This is a genomic window from Microvirga massiliensis (assembly GCF_001006805.1).
Lineage (GTDB): Bacteria > Pseudomonadota > Alphaproteobacteria > Rhizobiales > Beijerinckiaceae > Microvirga > Microvirga massiliensis.
This window is the reverse complement of sequence record NZ_LN811352.1, coordinates 657358-682092: the sequence shown is the minus strand read 5'-3', so window position 1 is coordinate 682092 and position 24735 is coordinate 657358. Positions and strand designations below refer to the sequence as shown.

General features: G+C 64.7%; 20 protein-coding genes. 8 read left to right on the top strand and 12 right to left on the bottom strand.

From position 1 onward, the window contains the following. Window positions 1-2 precede the first annotated feature (2 nt). Window positions 3-1268: a glycosyltransferase family protein gene (locus tag BN1233_RS12120; RefSeq protein WP_046863754.1), complete on the bottom strand. Its 1266-nt coding sequence runs from the start codon at window positions 1266-1268 to the stop codon at window positions 3-5. Window positions 1269-1431: 163 nt separating this feature from the next. Here BN1233_RS12120 and BN1233_RS12115 point away from each other — a divergent pair, with 163 nt between their 5' ends. The 4 genes from BN1233_RS12115 to BN1233_RS12100 all read left to right on the top strand — a co-directional run bounded on the left by BN1233_RS12115 (window position 1432) and on the right by BN1233_RS12100 (window position 7702). After that, entirely contained in the window at window positions 1432-4122 is a 2691-nt protein-coding gene (locus BN1233_RS12115; RefSeq protein WP_046863753.1) for an ABC transporter transmembrane domain-containing protein, read from the top strand. A gap of 15 nt (window positions 4123-4137) precedes the next feature. Further along, window positions 4138-4584 carry a Crp/Fnr family transcriptional regulator gene (locus tag BN1233_RS12110; RefSeq protein ID WP_046863752.1) on the top strand — a complete coding sequence of 149 codons (447 nt, stop codon included), beginning with the start codon at window positions 4138-4140 and terminating at the stop codon, window positions 4582-4584. Between the two features lie 79 nt (window positions 4585-4663). Further along, window positions 4664-6364, top strand: coding sequence for an adenylate/guanylate cyclase domain-containing protein (locus BN1233_RS12105; RefSeq protein ID WP_052763767.1), 1701 nt, complete (start codon window positions 4664-4666; stop codon window positions 6362-6364). Window positions 6365-6574: 210 nt separating this feature from the next. After that, window positions 6575-7702, top strand: coding sequence for a transglycosylase SLT domain-containing protein (locus tag BN1233_RS12100; protein WP_052763766.1), 1128 nt, complete (start codon window positions 6575-6577; stop codon window positions 7700-7702). 337 nt (window positions 7703-8039) lie between these two features. Here BN1233_RS12100 and BN1233_RS12095 read toward each other — a convergent pair whose 3' ends face one another. The 6 genes from BN1233_RS12095 to BN1233_RS12070 form a co-directional block, all read right to left on the bottom strand. Further along, window positions 8040-9080 carry an ABC transporter ATP-binding protein gene (locus tag BN1233_RS12095; protein WP_046863751.1) on the bottom strand — a complete coding sequence of 347 codons (1041 nt, stop codon included), beginning with the start codon at window positions 9078-9080 and terminating at the stop codon, window positions 8040-8042. A 10-nt stretch (window positions 9081-9090) separates the two neighbouring features. Further along, window positions 9091-10077, bottom strand: a complete 987-nt coding sequence (locus tag BN1233_RS12090; protein WP_046863750.1) for an ABC transporter ATP-binding protein — start codon at window positions 10075-10077, stop codon at window positions 9091-9093. Continuing rightward, the gene (locus BN1233_RS12085; protein ID WP_082145406.1) at window positions 10074-11018 is read right to left on the bottom strand and encodes an ABC transporter permease; all 945 of its coding nucleotides are present in this window, start codon (window positions 11016-11018) and stop codon (window positions 10074-10076) included. Before BN1233_RS12085 ends, BN1233_RS12090 begins: the two co-directional genes overlap by 4 nt. A 5-nt stretch (window positions 11019-11023) precedes the next feature. Further along, the gene (locus tag BN1233_RS12080) at window positions 11024-12001 is read right to left on the bottom strand and encodes an ABC transporter permease (protein WP_046863749.1); all 978 of its coding nucleotides are present in this window, start codon (window positions 11999-12001) and stop codon (window positions 11024-11026) included. 335 nt (window positions 12002-12336) lie between these two features. Continuing rightward, the gene (locus BN1233_RS12075; RefSeq protein WP_046863748.1) at window positions 12337-13947 is read right to left on the bottom strand and encodes an ABC transporter substrate-binding protein; all 1611 of its coding nucleotides are present in this window, start codon (window positions 13945-13947) and stop codon (window positions 12337-12339) included. A 122-nt stretch (window positions 13948-14069) separates the two neighbouring features. Beyond that, entirely contained in the window at window positions 14070-14330 is a 261-nt protein-coding gene (locus tag BN1233_RS12070) for a hypothetical protein (RefSeq protein WP_048707855.1), read from the bottom strand. A gap of 130 nt (window positions 14331-14460) precedes the next feature. Between BN1233_RS12070 and argE the strand changes: the two genes are divergently transcribed. Both argE and BN1233_RS12060 read left to right on the top strand, forming a co-directional pair. After that, entirely contained in the window at window positions 14461-15618 is a 1158-nt protein-coding gene (gene argE / locus BN1233_RS12065) for an acetylornithine deacetylase (protein WP_046863746.1), read from the top strand. Between the two features lie 303 nt (window positions 15619-15921). Next, window positions 15922-19269 carry an ATP-binding protein gene (locus tag BN1233_RS12060; RefSeq protein WP_046863745.1) on the top strand — a complete coding sequence of 1116 codons (3348 nt, stop codon included), beginning with the start codon at window positions 15922-15924 and terminating at the stop codon, window positions 19267-19269. 78 nt (window positions 19270-19347) lie between these two features. Here the strand turns inward: BN1233_RS12060 and BN1233_RS12055 are convergent, their stop codons facing one another. The 5 genes from BN1233_RS12055 to BN1233_RS12035 all read right to left on the bottom strand — a co-directional run bounded on the left by BN1233_RS12055 (window position 19348) and on the right by BN1233_RS12035 (window position 23045). Beyond that, the gene (locus BN1233_RS12055) at window positions 19348-19584 is read right to left on the bottom strand and encodes an Lrp/AsnC ligand binding domain-containing protein (RefSeq protein ID WP_046863744.1); all 237 of its coding nucleotides are present in this window, start codon (window positions 19582-19584) and stop codon (window positions 19348-19350) included. A 60-nt stretch (window positions 19585-19644) separates the two neighbouring features. After that, window positions 19645-20472, bottom strand: coding sequence for an alpha/beta hydrolase (locus BN1233_RS12050; RefSeq protein ID WP_046863743.1), 828 nt, complete (start codon window positions 20470-20472; stop codon window positions 19645-19647). Window positions 20473-20551: 79 nt separating this feature from the next. Further along, window positions 20552-21211 (bottom strand): pyroglutamyl-peptidase I, encoded by a 660-nt coding sequence (locus tag BN1233_RS12045; protein ID WP_048707852.1) that lies wholly within the window; start codon window positions 21209-21211, stop codon window positions 20552-20554. Further along, window positions 21208-22203, bottom strand: coding sequence for a methylmalonyl Co-A mutase-associated GTPase MeaB (meaB, locus tag BN1233_RS12040; RefSeq protein WP_046863742.1), 996 nt, complete (start codon window positions 22201-22203; stop codon window positions 21208-21210). Before meaB ends, BN1233_RS12045 begins: the two co-directional genes overlap by 4 nt. Window positions 22204-22262: 59 nt before the next feature. Further along, window positions 22263-23045 (bottom strand): DUF3750 domain-containing protein, encoded by a 783-nt coding sequence (locus tag BN1233_RS12035; RefSeq protein WP_046863741.1) that lies wholly within the window; start codon window positions 23043-23045, stop codon window positions 22263-22265. 133 nt (window positions 23046-23178) lie between these two features. Here BN1233_RS12035 and BN1233_RS12030 point away from each other — a divergent pair, with 133 nt between their 5' ends. Next, window positions 23179-24189 carry an alpha/beta hydrolase gene (locus tag BN1233_RS12030; RefSeq protein WP_046863740.1) on the top strand — a complete coding sequence of 337 codons (1011 nt, stop codon included), beginning with the start codon at window positions 23179-23181 and terminating at the stop codon, window positions 24187-24189. A gap of 104 nt (window positions 24190-24293) precedes the next feature. Then, the gene (locus BN1233_RS12025; protein ID WP_046863739.1) at window positions 24294-24644 is read left to right on the top strand and encodes an endonuclease domain-containing protein; all 351 of its coding nucleotides are present in this window, start codon (window positions 24294-24296) and stop codon (window positions 24642-24644) included. The last annotated feature ends 91 nt before the right edge of the window (window positions 24645-24735 follow it).

Sequence of the window (24735 nt, the reverse complement as noted above, 5' to 3'; positions counted from 1 at the left end):
GGCTACTCGGCTGCCTGACCGATGGCCGATGCGGCGCCCCCCGTCCCCGACAGGATCGCGCCGAACCGCTCCTTGATGCGGTCCAGCCCATCGAGGAGGCCCGGAACGAAGACTTCCGATGGGCGAGGCTGTTTGCGGAGGGCCCGCAGAGCCGCTGCCATGCGACCGGGTGTCCTTGGTTCGTTCTCGTCACTCAGCATACGCACAAGACCAAGCCTTTCAGCCTCCACGGCCCTGATCGCCTGCTCCAGACGCGGCCTCGTGCGGGGCACGATGAGCGCGCGCTTGTCGAAGGACAGGATCTCGCAGAAGGTGTTGTAGCCTCCCATCGCGACGATGGCTTCGGCGCGACTCATCAGCACCTCAACCTTATTGTCGAAAGTGAGCGCGTCGAGCCGGGCCTGGCGCGAGATGCGCTCGAGGAACGATAACCGACGCTCGCGGTTGATGAACGGTCCAAAGAGGATCAGCGCCGGCATGTCCATTCCCGGATCGCTCTCATAGGCCGAGATCACCCAATCGATCATGTCTTCGCCATCGCCACCTCCGCCCGTGGTCACCAGGACGAAGGGCTGGCGGGTGATCTTCGGATAGCGGTTGGGGGCTGCCGGCTCAGGCAATTCGCGGCGAATGTAGCCGGTGTAGATAGTCCGCTCCCGGACGGTCGGCGGCAAGTCAAGGGCGGCCAGAGGTTGGTAGATCTGCTTGAGACCATAGACCCAGATTTCGTCATAGTAGCGGGCGAGGACCTCCGGCGCACCCTTCCGCTCCCATTCCGGCACCAGCAATCCAGCCTCGTCCATGACGTCCCGGATTCCCAAGACCAGACGGCAGCCATGCGTTCTCAGATATTCCAGCGCCGGCAGGATCTCGCCCCGGAACCCCGTCGGTTCCTTGTCGACGATCAGGACATCCGGACGGAAGCTCTGTGCTGCCCGAAGGATCAAGGCCTGCCGCAACCCGACTGCGTCATCGATCGGAACGTTGAGGTTGAGGCTCCGGTAGTCGCCATCCGGCAGCTTCGTGACGCCAGGGATCCGTACGTAATCGACACCGCTGCCGAAATCGAAACTGCCGATGACTGGGGAGCCCGAGATGATGAGGATCGAGGTCCCGGGCCATTGCTCGACAATGGCATTGGCGATGGCGCGGGAGCGGCGGAGATGTCCCAGCCCGAACGTATCGTGGCTGTAGATGAGAACTCGAGCAGGGCGCGGATCAGGCCGCCAATTCCCTCCGGGAGATCCTCGCTTGGTGGATTCCGGCATCCGGTGCGCTGGTCCGGCTAGTCAGGATGGGCGTGTGTGGCACGGATGACGGCGAGCGTCCATCGGGTCTCCGAGGCCCCCGACCGAGACCTCAGCCCCCTGGACAACACAACACCGGAAAAGAGGTTTCGCGCAAGTTGCCCGGAATGGTAGTTTCCGCCTGATGGACAAGAGCCTGTTCCGCTATATCTGGCAGCACTCCAAACGCGAGCAGCTCATCGTCTGCGCGGTCGTGCTCCTGTCGCAGCCGTTCTATTTCATGTCGCTCGACCTGCCTCGCCGGATCGTGAATGAAGCGATCCAGGGCACCGCCTTCGTCGACGGGAAGAGTGTCGCACCATTCCTGGACATCACGGTCGCGTTGCCCGGGTTCCTCGGAGGCCAGCGGCTGCTCCATTTCGGTGGGTTCGAGGTTGGCCGGCTCGGTCTTCTCCTGGGCCTATCACTCGTCTTCCTCGTCTTCGTGATCATCAATGGCGGGTTCAAATACTGGATCAATGTCGCCAAAGGTGCGCTCGGCGAGCGGATGCTCCGCCGCATGCGCTTCGAGCTCTTTGCGATGGTACTGCGCTTCACTCCCCAGGCGCAGCGCACCGTCAAGTCCTCCGAGACTGCGACCATCATCAAGGATGAGGTCGAACCGATTGGAGGATTTATCGGCGATGCCTTCATCACGCCGGTCTTTCTGGGAACCCAGGCGCTGACCGCGCTGGGGTTCATCATGATTCAGAACATCTGGCTGGGTCTGATGGCGATGGTGGTCGTCGGAGCCCAATTCGTGATCATTCCGAGGCTCCGGAGAGAGCTTCTTCGTCTCGGGAAGAAGCGCCAGCTCGCATCCCGGCGTCTCGCTGGGAGGGTCGCCGAAGTTTCCGACGGCCTCGAGGCCGTGCACGTGCACAATACGAGTGCCTGGGAGCGCGCCGAGATCGGGCAACGCCTGTATGAACTCTTCGATGTCCGGTTTCGGATCTACAAGCGGAAGTTCATCGTCAAGTTCCTGAACAACTTCCTGTCGCAGCTCACGCCTTTCCTGTTCTATTCCGTCGGCGGTTTCTTCGCGCTGCGCGGAACCCTCGATATCGGGCAGCTGGTGGCCGTCATCGCGGCCTATCGCGAATTGCCGCCTCCCTTGAAGGAGCTGATCGACTGGGACCAGCAGAGACTCGATGTCCAGGTGAAGTATGACCAAGTCGTTCAGCACTTCTCGCCGGAACGCCTGCTGAACGGGCAGCAGACGATCGAAGTGGACGAGGATGCGACATTGGGTAATCCCCTCGTCGCCGAAGATCTGCGCGTCATGGACGCGCACGGGGCACCGATCCTCGATCATGTTTCCTTCGAACTCCAGCTCCCCGTCCAGGCCGCCATCATCTCGGACGGAACGGCCACAGCGAGCGAACTGGCACGCATTCTCGCGGGGCGGACCATGCAGTTCGGCGGCCGATTGACGATCGGAGGGAACGATCTCGTCAGAATCCCTGAACCGGTTGTCGGGCGGCGTATCTCGTATGCGGGTGTGGACCCGATTCTGTTCCCCGGGACCATTCGGGACAATCTCGTCTATGGTCTGCGCCACCGTCCAGTCGCGAAGGCCGAGCTGTCGGCGAAGGACGCTGCACGCTGGATCGCGGAGGCAAAATGGACGGGGAATCCGCTCGACTCGATTGCCGACCGATGGGTCGACTTCGAGTCGATCGGGCTTCGCGATGAGACCGAGCTGGATCACCACTTGCTGGATCTCCTGCACCAGGTCGGATTGCAGGACGACATCTACCGATATGGCCTCTCCGGCATGGTGGATCCGGACCGCCATCGCAAGCTCGCCGAGCGCCTCGTCGAGGCGCGATCCCGACTCAGGGAAGTGTTTCAGTCTTCCGGCATGGAGGATCTCGTCGAGCCTTTCGATCCGGACCGTTACAATAATCAGGCGACTGTCGCCGAGAACATTCTGTTCGGCGTTCCCACCCGGCGGGAGCTGGCCGGGCGCAACCTTGCCGCGCATCAGGGCGTCCGGGAGGTGCTCGACCGGGCAAATCTCATCGCCCCCCTGACGGTGATGGGCTTGCGGATCGCCGAGACGATGACGGAAATCTTCCGCGGCCTTCCACCGGGCCACTCGCTCTTCGAGCAGTTCTCGTTCATCGGCGCCGACGAGCTGCAGGATTTCGAGAATATTGTCCGCCGGCACTCCAAAGGACGGAAGCTGCCGAAGACGGATGAGGAGCGCCTCCTCGCGCTGCCGCTCGGATATGTGGAGCCCCGCCACCGCCTGGGCCTCCTCGACGACGATCTCCGCCACCGCATCGTGTCCGTTCGCCGTCCGATTCGAACCATGTTCGAACGGCGCGGAAGTCCCGGCGTGGAGTTCTACGACGTGGATGCGGTCTGCGCGGCCGCACCTCTCCGTGACAACCTTCTATTCGGACGAGTCAACTACCAGGTCGCGAATGCACAGACCCGCGTGGCGGAAGCCGTCTCCGCCGTCGTCTCGGAACTCGGTCTGCGCGAGCCCATCGAGCGAATCGGCCTCAACCACCAGGTCGGTCCCGCCGGCCGTCTCCTGACGGCCCAGCAGCGTGCGAGCATCAATCTGGTGAGATGCCTCGTGAAGCAGCCGGAGATCATGGTCGTCGACGGGGCGTTGGCGCCATTCGATGAAACACGCGCCGGGCGGTTGGTCAAAGTCCTGATCGAGACTTGCGAGAAGTGCACCCTTTTCGTGGTTGTCCCGACTGCGGCGCGCGCAGAGCCGTTCACGGTTCAGCTGCGCTGCGAGAACGGAAAAGTCGACGTGACAACGAGGAACGGCGCTCACGGCCGGTCCGAAACATCCGCCCAGGCGGCGGAATGAGCCCGGAGGAAACGAATGACGCTCGACACGGAAGTTCAGTCCCTGCGGCAGGTGCCGATGTTCCGTGAGATCGACCCGGCCCGGCTCAAGCTCCTCGCATTCACGAGCGAGCGGGTGAGATTCGCGGAAGGGCAGCGCTTCTTCTCTCAGGGAGATCCATCCGATGCCGCCTATGTGATCCTCGAAGGAGGCGCTTCCGTGCTGCTGAATTCTCCTGCCGGAGAGATCAAGGTTGCGGATCTTGGCCAGAATGCGCTCGTGGGAGAGATGGGTATCCTGTCCGAGACTCCACGTTCCGCGTCGGTCACGGCCTCGGAATCCACGACCGCTCTGCGGATCGACAAGCGTGTATTCCTGGAGTTGCTCGCCCAGTTTCCCCAAATGTCGCTCGCAGTGATGCGGGAGCTCGCCAACCGGCTCGAACGCACGAACGCCCAGCTTGCCGCGCAATCTCGACCGTGATCCCCCTGCGCGGGCAGGGGACGACAACGTTTCAAACCACCCCGCGAACGGAGGCCTGGAAACCGCTCAGGAGCATCGCGTGCGCCCGTTTAGGCATCGGCGCCGCCGGCCTCCATCCTGGTCTTCGCTGGCGGCGGTGTTGAATGCCCAGAATTGGCGCCTGGGCTCCGGGCTGGTCCTGTTCATCTTTGCGGTAACGCACTTCCTCAACCACTCCCTCGGGCTCGTCTCGGTGCCATGGATGGAGGCTGTCCAGGAGGTCCGGCGCGGATTCTGGCGCTCCTGGCCTGGCACGATGCTCCTGTACGGCGCTCTCGCAGTGCACGTCTCCCTCGTACTGTCGAAGCTCGTTCGGCGGCGTACGTGGCGCATGACGGCGTGGGAAGGTCTGCAGATCGGGTCCGGGCTGCTGATTCCGCTCCTGGGGGCCGCCCACGTCGCAGCCACGCGCGGTGTCAGCTCATTGACGACGTATGACGACCGCTACCGGAACGTCCTGCGAGTCCTCTGGCCTAACGCAGCGGTGAGCCAGTCGCTGTTCCTGCTCGTCGTCTGGATTCATGGGACCATCGGCCTGCATTACTGGCTCAGGACCAAGCGCTGGTATGAGCGCTGGAGCCCGTTCCTGCTCGTCGCCGCCGTCCTGGTGCCGACCCTGGCCATCACCGGGTGGATCGAGGCAGCACGCCGCCTTCGGCTCCTCGAACTCCCGAATCCTCCCATGACGGATGCCATGCGCGTGGTGGCCTCCCGTCTTGTCGATCTTTCGGAACTCCTGGTCTGGGCCGTTTTTGCGGTCGCCCTCTGCGCAGCGTTTGCGTTTCGGATCTGGATGGTCTTCCGGGCAGGGCCGCGTATCACTTACCCGGACGGGCGGACCGTGCGCGGCGCCGCCGGATCCACGCTTCTCGAGATCAGCCGGTCGGCCGGAGTGCCGCACGCCGCGATCTGTGGCGGGCGGGGCCGATGCACGACTTGCCGGGTCGCGGTTCTCCAGGGTCTCGACGAGCTCCCTCCACCCAACAGCGTCGAGGCAGCGGCGCTTTCACGCATCGGGGCTCCGCCCGGCATCCGCCTAGCCTGCCAGATCCATCCCGCCGGCGATCTCTCGGTCCGCCCCCTCGTTCCATCCCGCGAAGTTGCCGCTGCGTTGGGAGAGGACCGCTATCGTTGGGGCGTGGAGCGGCGCGTGACGGTCTTGTTCGCCGATCTGCGCGGGTTCACCGCGCTCGCCGAGCGGCTCTATCCATACGACGCCGTGTTCCTCCTCAATCGATTTTTCGAGGTGATGTCCGCTGCGGTGGAGAGGCATGGAGGGGAGGTCGACAAGTTTCTGGGCGACGGGATCATGGCCCTGTTCGGCTTGTCACCGGCCCTGGGGGCCGGGAGTCGGGCTGCTCTCCTGGCGGCGCGAGACATGCTCGACGCCCTCGATGGCCTGAACGTGGAGTTCGAAGCCACCATTCCCGGAGGCCTCCGCATCGGGATTGGCATCCATTCCGGCCCGGTGGTACTCGGGCGTGTCGGGGGCAGCCGTCGATTCGGGCTCACGGCGCTCGGCGACACGGTCAACATCGCCAGTCGTCTCGAAGCTCTGAACAAGGATTTCGGCAGCGCCGTGGTCGTCTCGGGCGTCACCCTCCGGTCTGCCCGGATGGAAGTCGGAAACGGGAAGGTCCGGTCCGTGCCCCTGCGCGGTCGCAGGGAGCGGCTGGATGTCGTGGCCGCGCCGGATCTCTCGAATCTTGCGGAGGCGCCGAACGACGGGGCGCATCCGTAGGAGTCGGGGCGCATCCGTAGGAGTACAGAGGGTCCAGCCGGACGCCGGGCTCCCGAAGAAGAGCCGCTCGAGGCCCGAAGCGGCTGATTCTCGGGGATGGATCTCCAAGATACCGCCAAGCTGACCGATTCTCGACATAGATGCCAGTCATGCCTGTAGCCAACAAGGGGAAGGTTCCGGCCAGTCGGCCGGACCGCAAGCGGGACAGGCATGAGAAAGAACGAACGGGCATCACAAGATGCCGCTCGGCACTGCACGCTGTGGAATCGGCGCTTTCTTCAGGTGATCGTCGGCTGCTCCGTGCTCGGATTGGCGCAGCTCCTAGGGGCGGGAGGGGCTGCAGTCGCAACTCTTGCACCCGACCTCAAGGCACAGTCGCCCGCAAAGCAGCCGTTCGGGGAATCGATCAAGCTGGCCGGCCTCGAATTGCCGCCGGCGATCCCGCTCGAAACGATCGAGCAGTCGCTCATCAACGATATTCCGGTATTCGCGGCGCCGAGCCTGATTCGCAGCTTGTTCGATACAGCGTTCCCGGACCCGAATGATTTGACCACTTCGACCGCGAGCCTCGCGCGCGCGCAGGAAATGGTCTCGTTCGGAGCGCGTACGGTCCCACGCTGGCTGGTCCAGACCATCCTGAAAGCGGCGCATCTCGCGGGCGTCGATCCGGTCTATCTGATGGCCCTGGCCGATGTGGAATCGAGCCTGTCCTATCGCGCGAAGGCGCCGACCTCCTCAGCCGAGGGCCTGTTCCAGTTCATCGAGCAGACCTGGCTCGAGACGGTGCAGGCCCATGCGGCTCAATACGGCTTCACGGCCGCTGCAGAGGCCGTGTCGATCGTAGACGGCGTTGCTACGATCCCCGACCAAAAGACGCGGGAGTGGGTTCTGGGCCTCCGGCAGGACCCCTATTTCTCGGCGCTGATGGCCAGCGAGCTCGTCAAGGACGTGCAGCGCGCTCTCCAGAGCGAGGGCGAACGAGAGCTGTCCGAGGCGGAACTCTACCTCGCTCACTTCTTCGGTGCTTCCAGCGCGGTGACCTTCCTCCGCACGCTCGACGAGGAGCCCGACACGATCGCCGCACGTCTCTTCCCCAAGGCCGCGAAGGCGAACCGTACGCTCTTCACCGACAAGGAAGGGCGCAAGAGGCGGTCGGTCACGGTTGCGGAGTTCTTCGAGAAGATCAACGAGAAGATCGTACGGCGTGTGGACCGCTACGCGCGCGTTGCACCGGTGCCCGAGCCCACGTTCGTGTTGCCCTCGCCGACGATTGCAGCACCCGAGAAACCACCGTCCGTGCCCGTGGCGGATGTCACGCAGGAAGTGATGTCTCGCTGACGTGAATGGGTGGTCTTACTGTCTACGCCTGATTCCTAGGATTGCTTTGCCTGCGGCTCGTAATGACTCAGAGGGTCTGGCGCTTCGTTCCGTTTCCGGCCGTCCTCCGCGCCCTCACGCCCTCTTCGTCATTGCGAACGCAGTGAAGCGATGCAGGTGCGCATCCGTCGACGGGTAGATTGCTTCGCCTCCGGCTCGCAAAGACGGTGAGGCGGCGGAAGGGGCAGTGCATTGCGCCTGAGGCGCGCGTGGACGGTGAGGCGATGAGACGGGCAATGCGTTGCGCCTGCGGTTCGCATTGACGGCAGTGGGTCCGAACTGCCCTCTGCATCAATCATCAGGTCGCCGCGAATTGCGACGGCGGCATTGCGCCGGGTGATGGTGCCTCGTCGTTCAGATGACAGGCCGAATGGCGCCCGGGTGCGATCTCCTTCAGGGCCGGGCGCTCGACGATGCACCGTGCATGCGCGAATGGGCAGCGCGGATGAAAATGGCAGCCGGACGGCGGGTGGAGAGGCGAGGGGATTTCGCCTTTGAGCGCCGAGAAGCGCTTCTTCCGTGGTTCGAGGCGGGGCACCTCCTCGAGCAAGGCGCGCGTGTAGGGGTGGTTCGGCTCGCAGAACAGCGCATCGGTCCGTGCGAGCTCGACGATGCGGCCGAGATACATGACCGCGACGCGGTCCGCGATGTGCTCGACGACGCCGAGGTCATGGCTGACGAACAGATAGGTCAGCCCGAAATCGGCCCGCAGCTTCATGAACAGGTTGAGCACCTGCGCCTGGATCGAGACGTCGAGCGCCGCGGTGGATTCGTCGCAGACGAGGACCTTCGGGTTGACGGCGAGCGCGCGCGCAATACCGATCCGTGCGCGCTGTCCCCCTGAGAACTGATGCGGGTAACGTCGACGGATCGCGGGATCGAGACCGACGCGGGCCATCATGTCCGCCACGTATTGCTCGACATTTGCGGAAGGGACGATGCCGTGCACCACCGGAGCTTCCCCGATGATCTCGACGACGCGCCGGCGCGGGTTGAGAGAGGCCATCGGATCCTGGAAGACCATCTGGACCGCGAGGTCTGCAGCGCGCCGGTCTTCTCTTCCGAGATCCGCGACCCGGCGACCCTGAAAGCGAACCTCGCCCGAGCTCGGCTCGAGAATGCCGGCGACGATGCGCCCGAGCGTCGACTTCCCGCATCCCGATTCGCCGACGAGCCCGAGCACTTCTCCTTCGGCGATCGAGAGGGTCACGTCGTCGACGGCCTGGACGACCTGCTCCTTGAGGCCCGCGCCGAAAAGATTGGCGACCTTTTCGGCGGCGTCGAGCGACCTGACGAAGCGCTTCGACACGTCATGGAGGGCGATGATCGGCTCGGCCATGATCGATCCGTCAGGCCGCTTCCGGCGCCACGACGCCGAGCGGATAATGGCAGCGCACGTTGCGGCCGGCCTGGATTTCGACCGCATCCGGCATGATGCCCCGGCAGGTCGCAGTCGCATAGCTGCAGCGCGGCGCGAAGGGGCAGCCGGGCGGGAGATTCGCGAGAGACGGCGTCATTCCCGGGATCTGGGCGAGGGGCTCGCCGCGGCGGTTGCGGCTCGGAACGGAACCGATGAGGCCGGCCGTGTATGGGTGGAGCGGGTGCTCGAGCGTGTCGGCGACACTGCCCGTCTCGACGATGCGACCGGCGTACATCACCGCGACACGATCCGCGAGGCCGGCGATAACCGACAGGTCGTGCGTGATCCACACCATCGCGGTCCCGGATTCCTCGCAGAGCTGCTGCACCTCGGAGAGAATCTGGGACTGGATCGTGACATCGAGCGCGGTCGTCGGCTCGTCGGCGATGAGAACGGCCGGGCGATGGAGGAGGGCGGTCGCGATGGCGACGCGCTGGCGCATGCCTCCGGAGAACTGATGCGGATAGGCGCGCAGCCGCTCCTCGGGTGATGGAATTCCGACCTGCATCAGGGCGCGGCAGGCACGATCGCGGGCCGCCTTCTCGGAGACCCGCTCATGGGCCCAGATCGCCTCGATCATCTGGGTGTCGATCCGGAGCACCGGGTTCAGGGTGTTCATCGGATCCTGGAAGATCATCGCGAGCCGGCGTCCGCGGAGACGTCGCAGTTCGTCCTCCGGGCGGCCGACGAGCTCCTCGCCTTCGAGACGAATCGACCCTCGTGTAATCTGTCCTGGCGGATCGATCAGGCCGAGCACCGCAAGGCCGGTAACCGATTTCCCAGAGCCGGACTCGCCTACAAGCCCGAGCACCTCGCCGCGTCCGACATCAAAGGACACACCGGCGACTGCTGTGACCGGACCATCACGGGTCGTGAAGGATACGACGAGTTCACGGACGGAGAGCACCGGACTCATCGGGCGAGCCTCGGATTGAGCACATCCCGCAGCCGGTCTCCGACGAGATTGATCGCGACGATGACGATCACGAGAGCGACGCCCGGGAAGGTCGAGATCCAGTAATTGCCGGAGAGCAGGTAGTTGTAGCCGGTGGCGATGAGCATGCCGAGCGACGGCTCGGTAACGGGAACACCAACCCCGAGGAACGACAGCGTCGATTCGAGCGCGATGGCCCGCGCGATCTGGACGGTCGCGACGACGATCAGCGGCGGCAGGCAGTTCGGCAGGAGGTGCCGGAATACGATTCGCGATCGCGGCAGAGCGAGGCACCGCGCCGCCTCAATGTATTCCCGGCCCTTCTCGACGAGCGCATTGCCGCGCACGGTGCGGGCGTAATAGGCCCACTCCACCACGACCAAGGCGAGGATGACCTTGTCGACGCCGCGACCGAAGATGGCGAGCAGGACGAGCGCAACCAGGATCGCGGGGAAGGACAATTGCAGATCGACGATCCGCATCACGAGGGACTCGATGCGTCCGCCCGCATAGGCGGCGAGCACGCCGACGGAAGCCCCGATCAGCGAGGCGAAGAACACCGACGCCGCGCCGACGAACAGCGAGATCCGAAGGCCGTAGAGAATGGCCGAGAGCATGTCGCGGCCTTGGTCGTCGGTTCCGAGCCAGGCCGTCTTGCCCGAGGCAAGGGCTTCCCCGGGCGGCAGCATGTTGTCGAGGATATCGAGCTGCGTCAGGTCGTAGGGGTTCTGCGGCGCGAAGAACGGGGCGCCGACTGCAAGGACGATGGCGGCGGCGAGAACCGCGAGCGCGACGACTGCGCCGCGACTGCTGAAGAAGGTCGAGACGTGCCGGCGGAGCAGGCTCTCGCTCCTTTCGAGAGTCCGCGGTGGCCGATCGTTTTCGGCGAGGATGGGATGGCCGGTGTCGGCGGTATCGGCCATGCCGTTCAGCCCCGCGCCTCGGAGAGCCGCACGCGCGGGTCGACCGCTGCGTAGAGCAGATCGACCACGAGATTGATGATGACGAAGATGAGCACCGTCAGCATCAGGTAGGCGACGATGATCGGGCGATCGAGGCGGTTGATCGAGTCGATCAGAAGTTTCCCCATGCCGGGATAGGCGAAGACGGTTTCGGTCACCACCGCGAAGGCGATCATCGACCCGAGCTCGAGACCTAGCACGGTGATCACCGGGATCAGGATGTTCTTGAGAACGTGAACGGAAATGATCCGCGAGCGCGACAATCCCTTCGCGCGGGCAAAGCGGATGTAGTCCTGGAGCATCACGTCACGCGTCCCTGCCTGCGCGATCCGAATGACGAGCGCAGCCTTGTAGAGAGCGAGCGTGAAGGCCGGGAGGATCAGGTGCTTCCAACCTTCGAGCGTGAAGAGCGCGAGCTCGACTCCGAACAGGCTGGTCGTCGGTCCGCGTCCTCCGGCCGGAAGGATCCGCAGCTCGACGGCGAAGAGCAGGATCAGCATCAGGCCGATCCAGAAATTTGGCAGCGAGAAGCCGAGAATCGACCCCGACATGATCGTGCGGCCGACCCAGGATTCCGGTTTCAGACCGGCTGTGAGGCCGAGCGGGATGCCGATTCCGATCGAGAACAGAAGCCCGACGAGCGCGAGCTCCAAGGTGGCCGGAAGCCGCTCGAGGATCACGTCGATTGCCGGCAGGTTGTAGACGAAGGATCGCCCGAGATCGCCCTGCAGGGCGTTCACGACGAAGAGGCCGAACTGCTCGTAGAGAGGACGGTCGAGTCCGAGAGATTGCGCGATGGCCGCGCGCTCGGCCTGGTCCGCATTCGGGTTGGCGAGAATGTCGATCGGATCGCCGACCGCGAAGACGGCGAGAAAGACGAGCGACGCCATAACGGCGACGACCAGAAGCGACTGGCTGACCCGCCGGATCATGTAGACGAGCACGAGGCGCCTCCTCTTGCGTCTGCGGCTGCCTCTTTACCTCGCCCCTGGCGGGAGAGGTCGGACGCGAAGCATCCGGGTGAGGGGGCTACTCTGCGGTATCTCCTTGAAATTATTGAGAATTTCCCCTCTTGAGAGCTTGGCGCCGTCACCTCTCACCGCTCCTTCGGGGCGACCTCCCCCACAAGGGGAGGGGCAAGATTTGGGTTCGTTCTGCCAAATCGGTCCGACCTCTCCCACAAGGGGCTATGGCTTGCACAGCGAGGGGTGTCGGCACTGCGCTTTCCCTATGGAGCACCGCAACCGACACCACCTCACCCGAAAATGTTCTTGTTCGATCAGGACTCCGGCCGGATCTCGGTCGCAATTGTATACTGATCAATCCGCGGTTTGTAGGTGAGGCCCTTCTTGAGCGCCCAGGGCGTGACCTCGAAATGCAGCGGGATGAGGGGCGTGTCGCTCATCGCGAGCTTGGAGGCCTTCCTCAGGATCGCCTCGCGCTTGGCATCATCGACGGTCGTCTGTGCCTCCTTGATCAAGGCATCGAGCTCCGGGTTCGAGTAGCGCCCGCGGTTTGTGTGCCCCATGCCGGTCTTCGGGTCCATGGTCGCAACGAGGGCGACGAGCGGATTGATCATCTCGCCCGAATCCGCGCCCCAGCCCGCGAGATAGAGCGAGAACTCGTATTTGTTCCGGCGCGAGAAGAAGGTCGAGGCGGTCATCGCGTCGACATTCGTCTTGATTCCGACCCGGGTGAGCATCTGCGCGACGGCCTGGGCGATCTTGTCGTCGTTGATGTAGCGGTCATTCGGCGTGCCGAGCGTGACCTCGAAACCGTTCGGATAGCCGGCCTCGGCGAGCAGCTTCTTCGCGCCGTCCGGATCGTAGGCCACCGGCTTCATGTCGGGCGAGGTTCCGAAGAGCGGCACCGGCAGGAGTTCGCCGGCTGGGACGGCGACGCCGCCCATGATCCGGTCGACGATCGCTTGCCGATTGACGGCCTTCGAGACCGCTTCGCGCACCCGCTTGTCGAGGAACGGGTTCTTGTCGGTGCCTTTCACGCCCGGGGTCTTCCAGGAAGGATCGTTGTATTGATCCATGTGCAGGTAGATGATGCGGTTCGAGATGCCCTGCACGATCTGGAAGCCGGCGCCTTTGATCCGGTCGAAATCCTGGATCGGCGGGTTCTCGATCACATCGACGTCCCCGGCGAGCAGAGCCGCGACCCGCGGTCCTTGGCTCGACATCGGCCGCCAGGTCACCTTCTTCCAATGGGGCTTGTCGCCCCAGTAGTCCTCGTTTCGCTCGAGGATGACGTGTGTGCCGCGCGTGTAATTTTCGAGCTTGTAGGGGCCAGTGCCGACCGCCTTGGCGGGGTCGTTGAAATCGGCCGACTTGGGCGGCGTCCCCAGGTTCTCGCAGCCATTCGCCGTCCACTTGACGTTGCCGCCGCCATAGGCATCGGCGGAGAGGATGCCGAGACTCGAGACATTGATCGGCAAAAGCGGGTTCGGATTCGCGGTCTTGAAGATGACGGTCAGCGGATCCGGGCTCTCGATCGCATCGAAGCCCCGCGTATAGACCGTGAAGGGCGACGGCGAATTCTCGACCGTCGGGATGCGGCAGAAGGTGTAGATCACGTCCTTGCCTGTGAAGGGCGTGCCGTTCGAGAACTTCACGTTCGGCCGAAGCTTGAACTCCCACGTCTTGTCATCGACGGCGCGCCATGACGCGGCCAGTTCCGGGACCGGCTTCTGGGTCGCGTCCGTCGTCACCAGCGACTGGAAGATATGCCGCCGCAAGCCGTTGTTCGGGCCGACATTGTGGAAATGCGGGTCGATCGAGGTGGCCTCGGACGCGACTCCAACCTTCAATTCCTGCGCCCAGGCCGGCGCCGCGAACGCCAATGCAAAACCGGCGACCGCCAGCGCCCTCTCGTGATGCTTCATTCCGTTCTCCTCTGGTCCCGACGGATGTCGTCTCCGTCTTTGGCCGGGGCGCAGTGAACGATGAATGGGCCTCCGGTGCAAGCGGGCCGGCTTGCGGCCGCTGGCCGGGTTCTGTTTCGAGGTCAGGACGCGGCTCGCTGGTTGTCAGCGGGCGAGGATTCATTCGGCGATGGCAGTGCATGCGGAGCCCGGACTTCTCGACTCGCCTGAATCTTCGCGAGTGCGAGGCCCTTCGCACGGTTGCTGCCACGAGTGGCGTCGATCTCGGGCTGACCGACCTCCCAGTCGCGCAGGCCCGCCTGCGGACGAGTCTGCCCCATCGCACCCGTGCTGCGGTTCTGCTGCGAGTGGGGCATTCCATGCAGAAGACAGCCGGTCGGCACCGAACGGTCTCGTGGGTCAGCCGCTCGCCCCCGCTAGCGAGGAAGGCCCATCGGTGCGAAGGTCGATCACATTCGGGCCGGCGCGCCCGAACCATCGCGCCCCGGTGTTCGGGCGCCTGAGGAGATCTGAATGCATCCGTCCATCATCGAGGCCCTGTCCGCGCTCGTGGCCTTCGATACCACGAGCTCGCGCTCGAACCTCGATCTCATCGCCTGGCTGGAGTCGAGACTCGCGCCGCTCGGCTTTCGCCTGATGCGGTTTCCGGATGAGACCGGCACGAAAGCCAACCTCCTCGCGAGCATCGGCCCCGAGGGCGAAGCAGGTTATGTTTTATCGGGCCACACCGATGTCGTTCCGGTCGAGGGGCAGACCTGGACCGCCGATCCGTTCGTCCTGCGTCGGGCCGACGGCAAGTTCTATGGCCGCGGCGCCTGCGACATGAAAGGTTTCCTCGCCGTCTGCGTCGGCCTCGCCGAGCGGATGGCCGCGCAGGATCTCGCGCGTCCAATTCACCTCGCCTTCTCGTATGACGAGGAGGTGGGATGCGTCGGCGTGCGCAGACTCGTCGCGCATCTCGCCGAGATTGCTCCGAAGCCTCTCGGCTGCTTCGTTGGCGAGCCGAGCGGGATGGGTGTGGTCATCGGCCACAAGAGCAAGCGAAGCGTGCGCGTCCACGTACGCGGTCGCACCTGCCATTCATCCCTGGCGCCACTCGGCGTGAACGCCGTTGAGGCCGGCGCGAGACTGGTCGCGGAAATCAGCCGGATCGGAGACGAGCTGGCCGCAAAAGGGCCGCGCGACGAACTCTACGATGTGCAGCATTCGACAGCTCATGTCGGCGTGCTGCGCGGCGGCACGGCGCTCAACATCGTGCCCGACGCCTGCGAGATCTTGTTCGAGTTCCGCACCGTCGCGGGTGACGATCCCGATTATCTCGTCGAGCGCGTCGAGCGCTTCGCGCGCGAGACCCTGGAGCCGCGGATGCAAGCCGTCGACCCGAGCACCGGGATCGATATCGAGGTCTATGCGGGCTTCCCAGGGCTCGACACTGCACCGGATGCGGAGATCGTGACCTTTGCGAAGGCGCTCGCCGGGCGCAACGACCACGGCAAGGTGGCCTATGGGACGGAGGCCGGCCTGTTTCAGTTAAAGGCGGGGATCCCGACCGTCGTCATCGGCCCTGGCCACATCGAACAAGCTCATAAAGCCAACGAGTGGATCGCGGAGGAGCAGTTGGAGGCATGCTCCGTTTTTGTCGAGCGGTTGATAGAGCACTGCCAGGGGTGAAGATCGCATTTCTGGTGATCGGATATGTCAGATCTGGACCGTCTCTTGCCTCATTGTTCAGTGACCAGTCGCGGCTTCAACAGGGACAATGCGATATCCGCACGTCCGACATCGGTTTAGTGCTTCGGCCGACCAAGTCGGAGGCGTGACCAAAGTAGTTATCAGGCGTCTTCCCCATGCGGACCGAGGAACGCTTTAAAAGCGATCCCCGCAAATCCAGGCGTCTACTCCTGTCACGAGTCCGGCTCGGGCTGCTATAATGTGCCTGCGAGCTGGGCGGGTGTATCTCTGGCGGAGAGGAACGTGGATCTTGCGGTCTGGCTCAACTCCCTAGGCCTGGGCCAATACGAGCAAGCATTTCGCGATAACGACATCGATGTGGCTCTGCTGTCCACACTCACTGCGGAAGACCTCCGCGACATCGGTGTCGCATCGCTGGGCCATCGCAAGCGACTCCTCGCCGCCATAGCGGCTCTCGGCGAAGCCAGCGGCCCAACGACATTTTCACCTCCTAATCCTGTTTCTCACACGCTGCGTGAAACGCCCGATGTGGAGGAGCACGCGGAACGCCGGCAACTCACCGTCATGTTTGTCGATCTAGTCGGATCGACAGCACTGGCTGCGAGCCTCGATCCCGAGAAGATGGGCGAGCTGATCCGCGCCTACCAGGACCGGGTGGCAGGCGAAGTCGCGCGTTTTGACGGCTATGTCGCGAAGTTCATGGGCGATGGGGTCCTCGTCTATTTTGGCTGGCCGCAGGCGCACGAGGACGATGCCGAGCGGGCAGCCCGAGCAGGTCTCAGTGTCGTGGCGACCGTCCCCGACCTCGTGACGCCGTCGGGCGCGGCACTGGCCGCCCGAGCCGGCATTGCAACTGGACTGGTGGTCGTCGGTGACCTCGTCGGGCGAGGTGAAGCGCGTGAGCGGATGGTAGTAGGCGAGGCTCCGAACCTTGCCGCTCGGCTGCAGGCCCTAGCCACGCCGGGAGGCGTGGTGATCGACGAGCGGACGGCGCGGCTCGTGAGCGGCCTTTTCGAGGTTGAAGATATCGGCTCTGCCATGCTCAAAGGGATCGCGGAGCCAGTCAGTTTGCACAGGCTAGTCGCAGAAAAGATCGGAACGAGCCGGTTCGACGCACGCTCCAACACCATCCGACCGCTTGTCGGGCGCGAGATCGAGCTCGCGCTGCTCCTGCAGCGATGGCGCCAAGCGCGTGCCGGCGAGGGGCAAGGCATCCTTCTCCTTGGCGAAGCCGGAATCGGGAAGTCCAGAATCGTGCGGGCGCTCGTCGATATCCTGCAAGAGAAGGACTATGTCTGCCTTCGTTATCAGGCTTCGCCGCTCCACACCGACCGGGCGCTTTGGCCCGTGGGACAGCAGTTGGGGTTCGCTGCCGGTATCGTTCCGGACGACGACGCGCATGCGCGACTGGCGAAACTCGGCTTCCTGCTCCGACAGGTAGTGGACCTGGATGAAGATGCGCTGACACTGATCGCGGCCGACACGGGCCTCGTGGATGTTGATCAAGTCACGACCGATGCAACGCCTCGACAGCGTCGAGAGCTGACATTCGAGGCCTTGCTCGATCAATTTCTGGGACTGACACGACGGAAGCCGGTGCTGGCGGTCGTCGAAGATGCCCATTGGCTCGACCCGACGACGCTCGAACTCTTCGATCAGGCTCTCGGCCGGACCTCCGAGGCACCCGCCCTCATCCTTTTCACCAGCCGCCCGGATAACCCACCGGCGCTGAGCACCCATCCGCAGGTCACTCGTCTGTCTCTCAGTCGTCTTTCCCGTGAGGCGACCGCGCAGATCGCCGCCGACGTCGCTGGCGCACTGCTGACTGCCAACGTCATGAAAGAGATCCTGGACCGTGCGGAAGGCGTGCCGCTCTACGCAGAGGAGCTGACGAAGGCCGTCCTAGACGCGCAAAGGGCCGGCGGCCACGATGGTCTTCGGCAATCCGGAGCCGCCGTTCCGTCATCGCTGCAGAGTTCGCTGATTGCACGGCTCGACCGCCTGGGGCCAGCAAAGGAGGTGGCACAAGTCGCCGCCTGCATTGGCCGAGAGTTCGACCATGCGCTGCTCGCCGCCGTCACGTTGCTTCCCGAAACGGACCTGCTTCGCGCCACGGCCCGTCTCGCCGCGGCCGAACTCATCTTTCGGCGAGGCACCCCGCCAGAGGCAAAATATACCTTCAAGCATGCTCTCCTACGTGATGCTGCTCAGGAGACCCTGCTCAGATCGAGGCGAAGGTCGGTGCACCAACGTATCGCCGAGGTTCTCGAGCAGGAAGCGGAGCAAGGATCCGCAGTGTCTCCAGAGGTCCTTGCCTATCATTACGAGGAGGCCGGGGAGTTTGAAGCGGCCGCCAGACATTGGTTGACGGCCGGGCAGCGCAATGCGCGACGCGGCGCGAATGCAGAGGCAATCCGGTGCTTCGACCGCGCGCTTCGCGATCTCGGAGACCTGCCCGATGCCGAGAGGCGCAGGCGGCTCGAGCTCGATGTACAACTCGCCACTGTCCCGGTGCTGATGTCCGTCGGATTTGCAAGCCGGCGCACCGCCGAAGCCGCAGAGAGAGCGCTCGCCCTGTGCGAGGAATTCGGGGCAGCCGATCGGGTTCTGCCGCTGCTCTTCGCCCAGTTCAGCTATTGTACCTCGTCGGCGCAGTTGCGGCGAGGACTGCAGATCGCGTCACGCATCGTCGCGCTCGGCGATGGCACGGGCAATACCCTCATCCGCTTGGTCGGTCACCGGGCGGTCGGATTCTGCTGGTCCTGGCTCGGGGACCTCGCTGCGGCCGAGCGGGAACTGGGGACGGCGCTGCAGCTCGCAGAGACAGTCTACACGCCTGATCTGGCTTTCGAGCTGGGACACGATCCGAAGATTACGGCAGTCGCCTATCTCGGCAGCGTGAAGTTGAGGCTGGGTGAGGTCGACCAAGCACGCATGCTCGTGGCAGAAGCAATGAATCAGGCCAGGAGCCTCGATCACGTGCTGACCCTGGCTCTCGTCCTCCGGCACTCCTCGATCTTCGAAGCCCTCATCGGAAACTACACGGAGGTCAAACGACTAGCGTCCGCGCTCAAGGACGTCTGTGTGGAGCGAGACGTCGTACAGTGGCGGCATCTGGGTGAACTGATGTTTCTGTGGGCAGCACACCGGATGGGTGAGGCAGTCGAACTCGACAGAGTTCTCGATGCGCTTGAGCGGCACCGTCAATCCGGGTTTCGTCTGAACATGCCTTTCAATTTGATGCTCGCTGCCGAGACGTGCTTCGCCATGGATGATCCGGAACATTCGGATCGCCTGCTGCAGGAGGCGCTAGTCCTCGCAGAAACGACAGGCGAGGTCTGGATCAGACCGGAATTGCACAGGCACAGGGCTCGTTTCGCAATGGCGAGTGCTTCTGCTCCCGAAGAACTTGCCGAGCAGCGACTCTCGAACGCTCTGCACGACGCACGAAAGCAGGGAGATCGCATCTCCGAATTGCGTGCGAGTCATGATCTGGCTCGGTTGTGGGCAAAGCAAGGCGAGCATCAGAAGGCGCACAACCTTCTCGCTCCGATTTGTGGCAAGCTTGCCGGACAAGGAGACATTGGCAGCCTTTCTGAGGCCAGAGCACTAATGGACACGCTGTTCTGAGAAAATCTCATTCGCGTGTCGCTGTCCCGAGAGCATGATGCGCGGCCGGATGACAGCCGGTACCAGATTCACCGCACTTTAGAATGCTTTGAACGTAATAATCGTGTGCGTGTCAGCGATCTCGGGAATCGTCTGCACATGCTCCGCGATGAAGTGGCCGATATCAACATCATCGTCGACGTGGAACTTGGCGAGGATGTCGTAGTTGCCAGCCGTCGAATAAATCTCCGATGCGATTTCGCGGTCGGCGAGGGCGCTCGCGACCTCGTAGGTCTTTCCGAGCTTGCATTTGATCTCGACGAAGAAGGTCTGCATGTCGCCTCCGGATATCCGTTGAGTACCTATCGCACGCCGCGCGGGCGTCGCAAACCGGGATCAGTCGACGTGGCAACCGGCGAGGGTGGCGACCCGGCGGGTCATCTCCGAAGCTGGGTCTGCGAGGCCGGCGATCACGGTGAAGTGGTTGACACCCGGAATCGCCTCGAAGCGCGTGTGGACCCCGCTGGTGCCCCAGGCCTCCACGATCGCGCGGCTCTGCCGCAGATATTCGGAACTCTCCTCGCCGCCGACGATCGCATCGAACGCGCCGCCGAGCGGGAGCGGCCAATGCACCGGGCTCAACCTCCTGGCTTCCGCGCGATCCAGGCCCAGTGCATTGTTGATGCTGGTCTCCACGAGCGGTTCGAGCTCGAACAAGCCCGAGATAGCGTAGCCGGCCCGAACCAGACCGGGGCGCTGATCGTGCAACTCCCAGTCCGTCGCGAACAGGCACGCGGCCAGATGGCCCCCGGCCGAGTGGCCTGCAGCGATGAGCGGCCCGTGAGAAGCGAGAGACGCGCAGGCGTGCCTCACCTGATCGACGATGGTCGAGACGGTCACGGTCGGGCAGAGATCGTAACCAACGATCGCGACCGGCACTCCATGCGCGTTGAGGCCTCTGGCCATGTGGCTGAAGAAGGAGCGGTCGAGCGCCTGCCAGTAGCCCCCGTGGATGAAAAGCACCGTCGCGGCGCTGCGGGGCTCCGTCGGCGCGAACAGATCGATGGCCTGCCGTTCGCTCGCTCCATAGGGGATCATCCTGAGACGCGAGCCAGATTGGGCGCGGTAGGCAGCGGCATCGGCGCGCCAGCCTTCAATGATGGCCGGGTGTTCGGGCACCCGCGCGCGGTTGTTGTATTCCGTCTCGTAGTCAGGAGTCTTCACGGCCTGATCCTCCCAGCCGAGCCAGTTAAATGCCGCGGCGACGCATTCGCAATGGGCTCCGGTGGCTCGACCTGCCGTCTCACACTGCAGAGCGATGCGCGGGTGTTCGCCGTTGCAGTGCCCGCTGCTGCCGGCCCTGGCGTGCGAGCTCGAGCGCGATCTCGGCGAGCGCTTCGGCCAGGAGATCATGCCAGTCGCGCACCCGGGTCATCCCACGATCCCGGAGACCGCGGCCCGGGCGCGGCACATGAATAAACAGGATCGGGCAGTCCTCCTGCAGGGCCGCGTAATAGGAGGCGTTGCAGATGTATCGTCCGGCGTGGCTCGAGAGCCGGACACGCCATCCCTTCCGGCGAAGGGTCGCGAGCGCCGCGACGGGACGCGCCCGGGTCCTTCGCACGCGGGCAGGCATCGTGCCGGGGGCGCCTTGCGCGCTTCCTCCGGCCGCATCCGGCGTGAGGCTCGCCGCCTGATTTCTCCCGCAGGTCTCCACCCGAATCCAGCGCGCCCGTCCGGCGACCCCGAGCATGAGCACCGCATCGGGTCGCTCCTCCCGGAGCCGCGGCAGCAGGATTGTCTCGATGGCCGCATAGGTCGTCGGCAGGACGAGCGCGGCGGCGCGAATCCGCAGGTGCTTCCATCGCGGCGATCGCGCGACGGCGACGGCCAATCGGCTGGTGGGATTGCGCGGCATCCGGGGGAACGGGCCGAAGCCCGTGACGAGCAAGCGTGTCGTCACGCGTCCATTCCGAGCGTCCGCAGGATCGTGTCGGCCCCGGCCATGGGAGAGAGTGCACCGGCCGCGACCTCGCGCTCGATCTGGGGCACGCGGTCACGCACCGCGGCGTTGCTCGTCAGGCGCTCGCGCATGCGTTCGTCGATCAGCGCCCACATCCAGCGCAGGTCCTGCTGCTGGCGCTTCGCCCTGAGCTCGCTGGTTGCTTCGAGCCGCCTCCGATGGTCCTCGACCTTCTCCCAGAGCTCGGGCAGGCCCTGGCTGGTGAGGCCCGATATGGTGATCACCGGCGGGGTCCAGGTTGCGGATTGCGGCGCGAGGATGTGGAAGGCGGCGCGATATTCGGCGGCCGCGGCGCTCGCCCGGTTGCCGGAATCATCGGCCTTGTTCACGGCGATCATGTCCGCGAGTTCGAGAATCCCCTTCTTGATGCCCTGGAGTTCGTCTCCAGCGCCGGGAAGCATCAGAACGAGAAAGAAATCCGTCAGATCCGCGACCGCCGTCTCCGACTGCCCGACGCCGACCGTTTCGACGAGAATCACGTCGAACCCGGCGGCCTCACAGAGCAGCATCGCCTCGCGGGTCTTCGCGGCGACGCCGCCGAGCGTGCCGGAGGACGGTGAGGGGCGGACGAAAGCGTTCGGATCGGCCGCGAGGCGCGCCATGCGGGTCTTATCGCCGAGGATGGCGCCGCCCGTGCGCGTGGAACTCGGATCAACGGCCAACACAGCGACGCGATGCCCGCGGCTCGTCAGGAGCGAACCGAGGCTGTCGATCGTCGTCGACTTGCCCACGCCCGGCACGCCGGTGATTCCGACGCGGATCGCCTTGCCGGTGGACGGCATCAGCTCGTGAAGGAGGCGCCGTGCCGCCTCGCGATGCTCCGGCTTGCGCGATTCGATCAGCGTGATCGCCCGGGCGAGGGCCGCGCGATGACCGCTTCTGACGGCATCGGGCGTGATTTCGGTACGCGTCGTCGACTTGGGAGCGCTCATGCGCTCCCCTTTAGTGCCGAAGCGCGCCGAAGACGAGACGGGCTGTGGAACGGAGCGCTCTACCAGGTGACGGATTCCACGCCGACGCGGCCCCAAGCCGGAATTTTCAGAGCCGGGCGACGGAGATCGACGCCCGCGACCAATCCCAGGAAGTTGACCTCGATCCCTTCGACCCATCCGACGGACAGGCCGAAGAAACCGCCCGCGGAAACCTGGATTCCGGTGTGGCTCGGCGTCCAGCCGATCCAGGATGCGAGCCAGTCTTTTCCGAGGGCGGTGGGGGGCAGGGGTGCGTCGAGTTCCGGCACTTCGCGCATGACATGCGCGACGAAGGTATTCGAGTTCGGTCCGGGCCAAGCGCGATACTCGCCCCCGTTCCGGAACGGGTAGGACGCGACCGCCGCGCGGATTTTCGGAATCAGCCGGGCGGCCTCCTCGCCCTGCAGGAGGAGGATCGGCTGCGGCGCATTGCCGAACCAGCGGCCGTCGGGCACCCAGCCATTCGTGCGCACGGGGCTCCCCCAGCCGACCTTGTCGAACCGGGTGTAGCGGGCGGCGCCGGCTTCCTTCACGACGATCCAGGAATGGTGGGCGAAGATTCCGCGCCAGCGCCCGACCCGCGCAGCATAGATCGCGACGATGGCCCGCGGCTCGGCAGATGCTTCGGGAAGAAGCTTCGCGCTCGACCAGTCCGCCGCCCGCCAACTCGGCGCGAGATCGTCGCGGGCCGCCCACCACAGGGCGTGGGCTGCGAGGGGGACGATGAACAGGACCAAGACGAGGAGAAGCACGCGCAACAGGAGGATCATCACGCATAAGGTGTTCCTCGGCTTGGCCGGCATCAAGCGGTTCCAGTGCCGCGGCCCGTAACGATCCCTTTACGGTTGAGGCGCATCTCGGCTCGCATCGCCTTGCCGGTGCCATCATCGGCCACGAGACAGCAGCCCCTTTTCATCACGGATTCCCAAGTTCCCCATGTCCCGCGTTCCTTTGCTGTCCCGACGCGCCGTGCTCGGTTCCCTGCTTGCTGTTCCGGTTGCCGGATGCTGGGGCGGCGAGAGCCTCACCGGGGCCTTGGGGAGCGCCACCGGGAGCCCGCTGGCGCGCAGGCCGACCCTTCTCGTCGCGACGACCCGGCGGCCCGTCGGAGATCCCCCGCAGAGCCCGTGGTTCAGCGGGGAGCGCGGCAAGGGCCTCACGTTTGCGAAAGCCACGCTCACCCCGCCGGACCGATCCCTCGTCGGGCGCGTGTCATCCGTGGTCAGCGGCGACTGGGCCGTCACCGAGGTCGGGGATGTGGCGGAAGGCGAGGGGGCGGCGCGGGCCTTTGCCGAAGCCGCCTTCGGTCAGGACACCCTGCTCTACATCCATGGCTACCGGGAAAGCTTCGAGACGGCAGCCCTGTCGGCGGCGGTGCTTTCCGACGCCATCGGCTTCCGGGGCGCAACGGCCCTGTTCACCTGGCCGTCCGCGGCATCCACGTTCAGCTATGTCGGGGACCGCGAGAGCGCCATGTGGTCGCGCGATGCCCTGGAGGATCTCCTTCTCGCGCTGGCAAACTCGCCGAGCGGTGGGCGCGTCCATATCGTCGCGCACAGCATGGGCACCCTGCTGACCCTGGAAACGCTTCGTCTCCTGCGCGCCGATCGGGGAGAGGGTCCGATCTCGCGGATCGGCGCGATCGTGCTCGCCGCGCCCGACATCGACATCGACGTCTTCACGCGCGGCATCGAGCGCCTCGGCCCGGATGCGAGGAAGATCACGGTGATCAGCTCGACGCGCGATCGGGCGCTTGCGGTCTCGAGCCGGCTCGCTGGGGGAGTCGTACGCGCCGGTGCGGCCGATCGGGAGCGGCTCGAGAAGCTCGGTGTTCGCGTCGCCGATGCGTCGGAGTTCGGCGGCGGCCTGATCAACCACGATGTGTTTCTGACGGATCCGGAAGTTCAGCAGGTGGTGAAGCGGGCGATCGAGCGCGAACGGGCGTGAAGTGCACATCACCTCTCCCCTGGAGGGAGCGGTCGCCCCGAAGGGGCGGGTGAGGGGGAAGCACTAACGCCTGAAATGCAAGCACCTGTCTGGATCTCTCGCGCATGACCGAAGACCGCATGCGCTGCTTTGCGCGTGCGATGCGGCACGACGGCACTGATGCCGAAAAGCGGATGTGGCGCCTGCTACGCGGAAGACGCTTCGCAGGCTGGAAGTTTCGACGCCAGGCACCACTCGGCCCTTACATCCTCGACTTCATCTCCTTCGAGGCGATGCTGGTGATCGAAGTCGACGGCGGTCAACACGCGGAAAGCGCCAGGGATGCACGGCGTGATGCGTGGTTGGCGCAGCGGGGTTATTCCGTGCTGCGGTTCTGGAACAACGAAGTGCTCACGCAGGAGGATTCGGTGGTGGTGAGGATTGCGGAGAAACTGGGATTGGATTGGTCGATTTGAGACGTTGTTTTCGCAGTGCTTGAAAGGTTGACGCTGCCCCCCTCACCCGGACGCTTCGCGTCCGACCTCTCCCTCCGGGGGAGAGGTGATG

Bases quoted from the DNA above. Each gene is read 5' to 3' on its own strand.
- BN1233_RS12120 (WP_046863754.1), bottom strand. From the start codon at position 1,268: ATGCCGGAATCCACCAAGCGAGGATCTCCCGGAGGGAATTGGCGGCCT.
- BN1233_RS12115 (WP_046863753.1), top strand. From the start codon at position 1,432: ATGGACAAGAGCCTGTTCCGCTATATCTGGCAGCACTCCAAACGCGAG.
- BN1233_RS12110 (WP_046863752.1), top strand. From the start codon at position 4,138: ATGACGCTCGACACGGAAGTTCAGTCCCTGCGGCAGGTGCCGATGTTC.
- BN1233_RS12100 (WP_052763766.1), top strand. From the start codon at position 6,575: ATGAGAAAGAACGAACGGGCATCACAAGATGCCGCTCGGCACTGCACG.
- BN1233_RS12095 (WP_046863751.1), bottom strand. From the start codon at position 9,080: ATGGCCGAGCCGATCATCGCCCTCCATGACGTGTCGAAGCGCTTCGTC.
- BN1233_RS12090 (WP_046863750.1), bottom strand. From the start codon at position 10,077: ATGAGTCCGGTGCTCTCCGTCCGTGAACTCGTCGTATCCTTCACGACC.
- BN1233_RS12085 (WP_082145406.1), bottom strand. From the start codon at position 11,018: ATGGCCGATACCGCCGACACCGGCCATCCCATCCTCGCCGAAAACGAT.
- BN1233_RS12075 (WP_046863748.1), bottom strand. From the start codon at position 13,947: ATGAAGCATCACGAGAGGGCGCTGGCGGTCGCCGGTTTTGCATTGGCG.
- argE (WP_046863746.1), top strand. From the start codon at position 14,461: ATGCATCCGTCCATCATCGAGGCCCTGTCCGCGCTCGTGGCCTTCGAT.
- BN1233_RS12055 (WP_046863744.1), bottom strand. From the start codon at position 19,584: ATGCAGACCTTCTTCGTCGAGATCAAATGCAAGCTCGGAAAGACCTAC.
- meaB (WP_046863742.1), bottom strand. From the start codon at position 22,203: ATGAGCGCTCCCAAGTCGACGACGCGTACCGAAATCACGCCCGATGCC.
- BN1233_RS12035 (WP_046863741.1), bottom strand. From the start codon at position 23,045: ATGCCGGCCAAGCCGAGGAACACCTTATGCGTGATGATCCTCCTGTTG.
- BN1233_RS12030 (WP_046863740.1), top strand. From the start codon at position 23,179: ATGTCCCGCGTTCCTTTGCTGTCCCGACGCGCCGTGCTCGGTTCCCTG.
- BN1233_RS12025 (WP_046863739.1), top strand. From the start codon at position 24,294: ATGACCGAAGACCGCATGCGCTGCTTTGCGCGTGCGATGCGGCACGAC.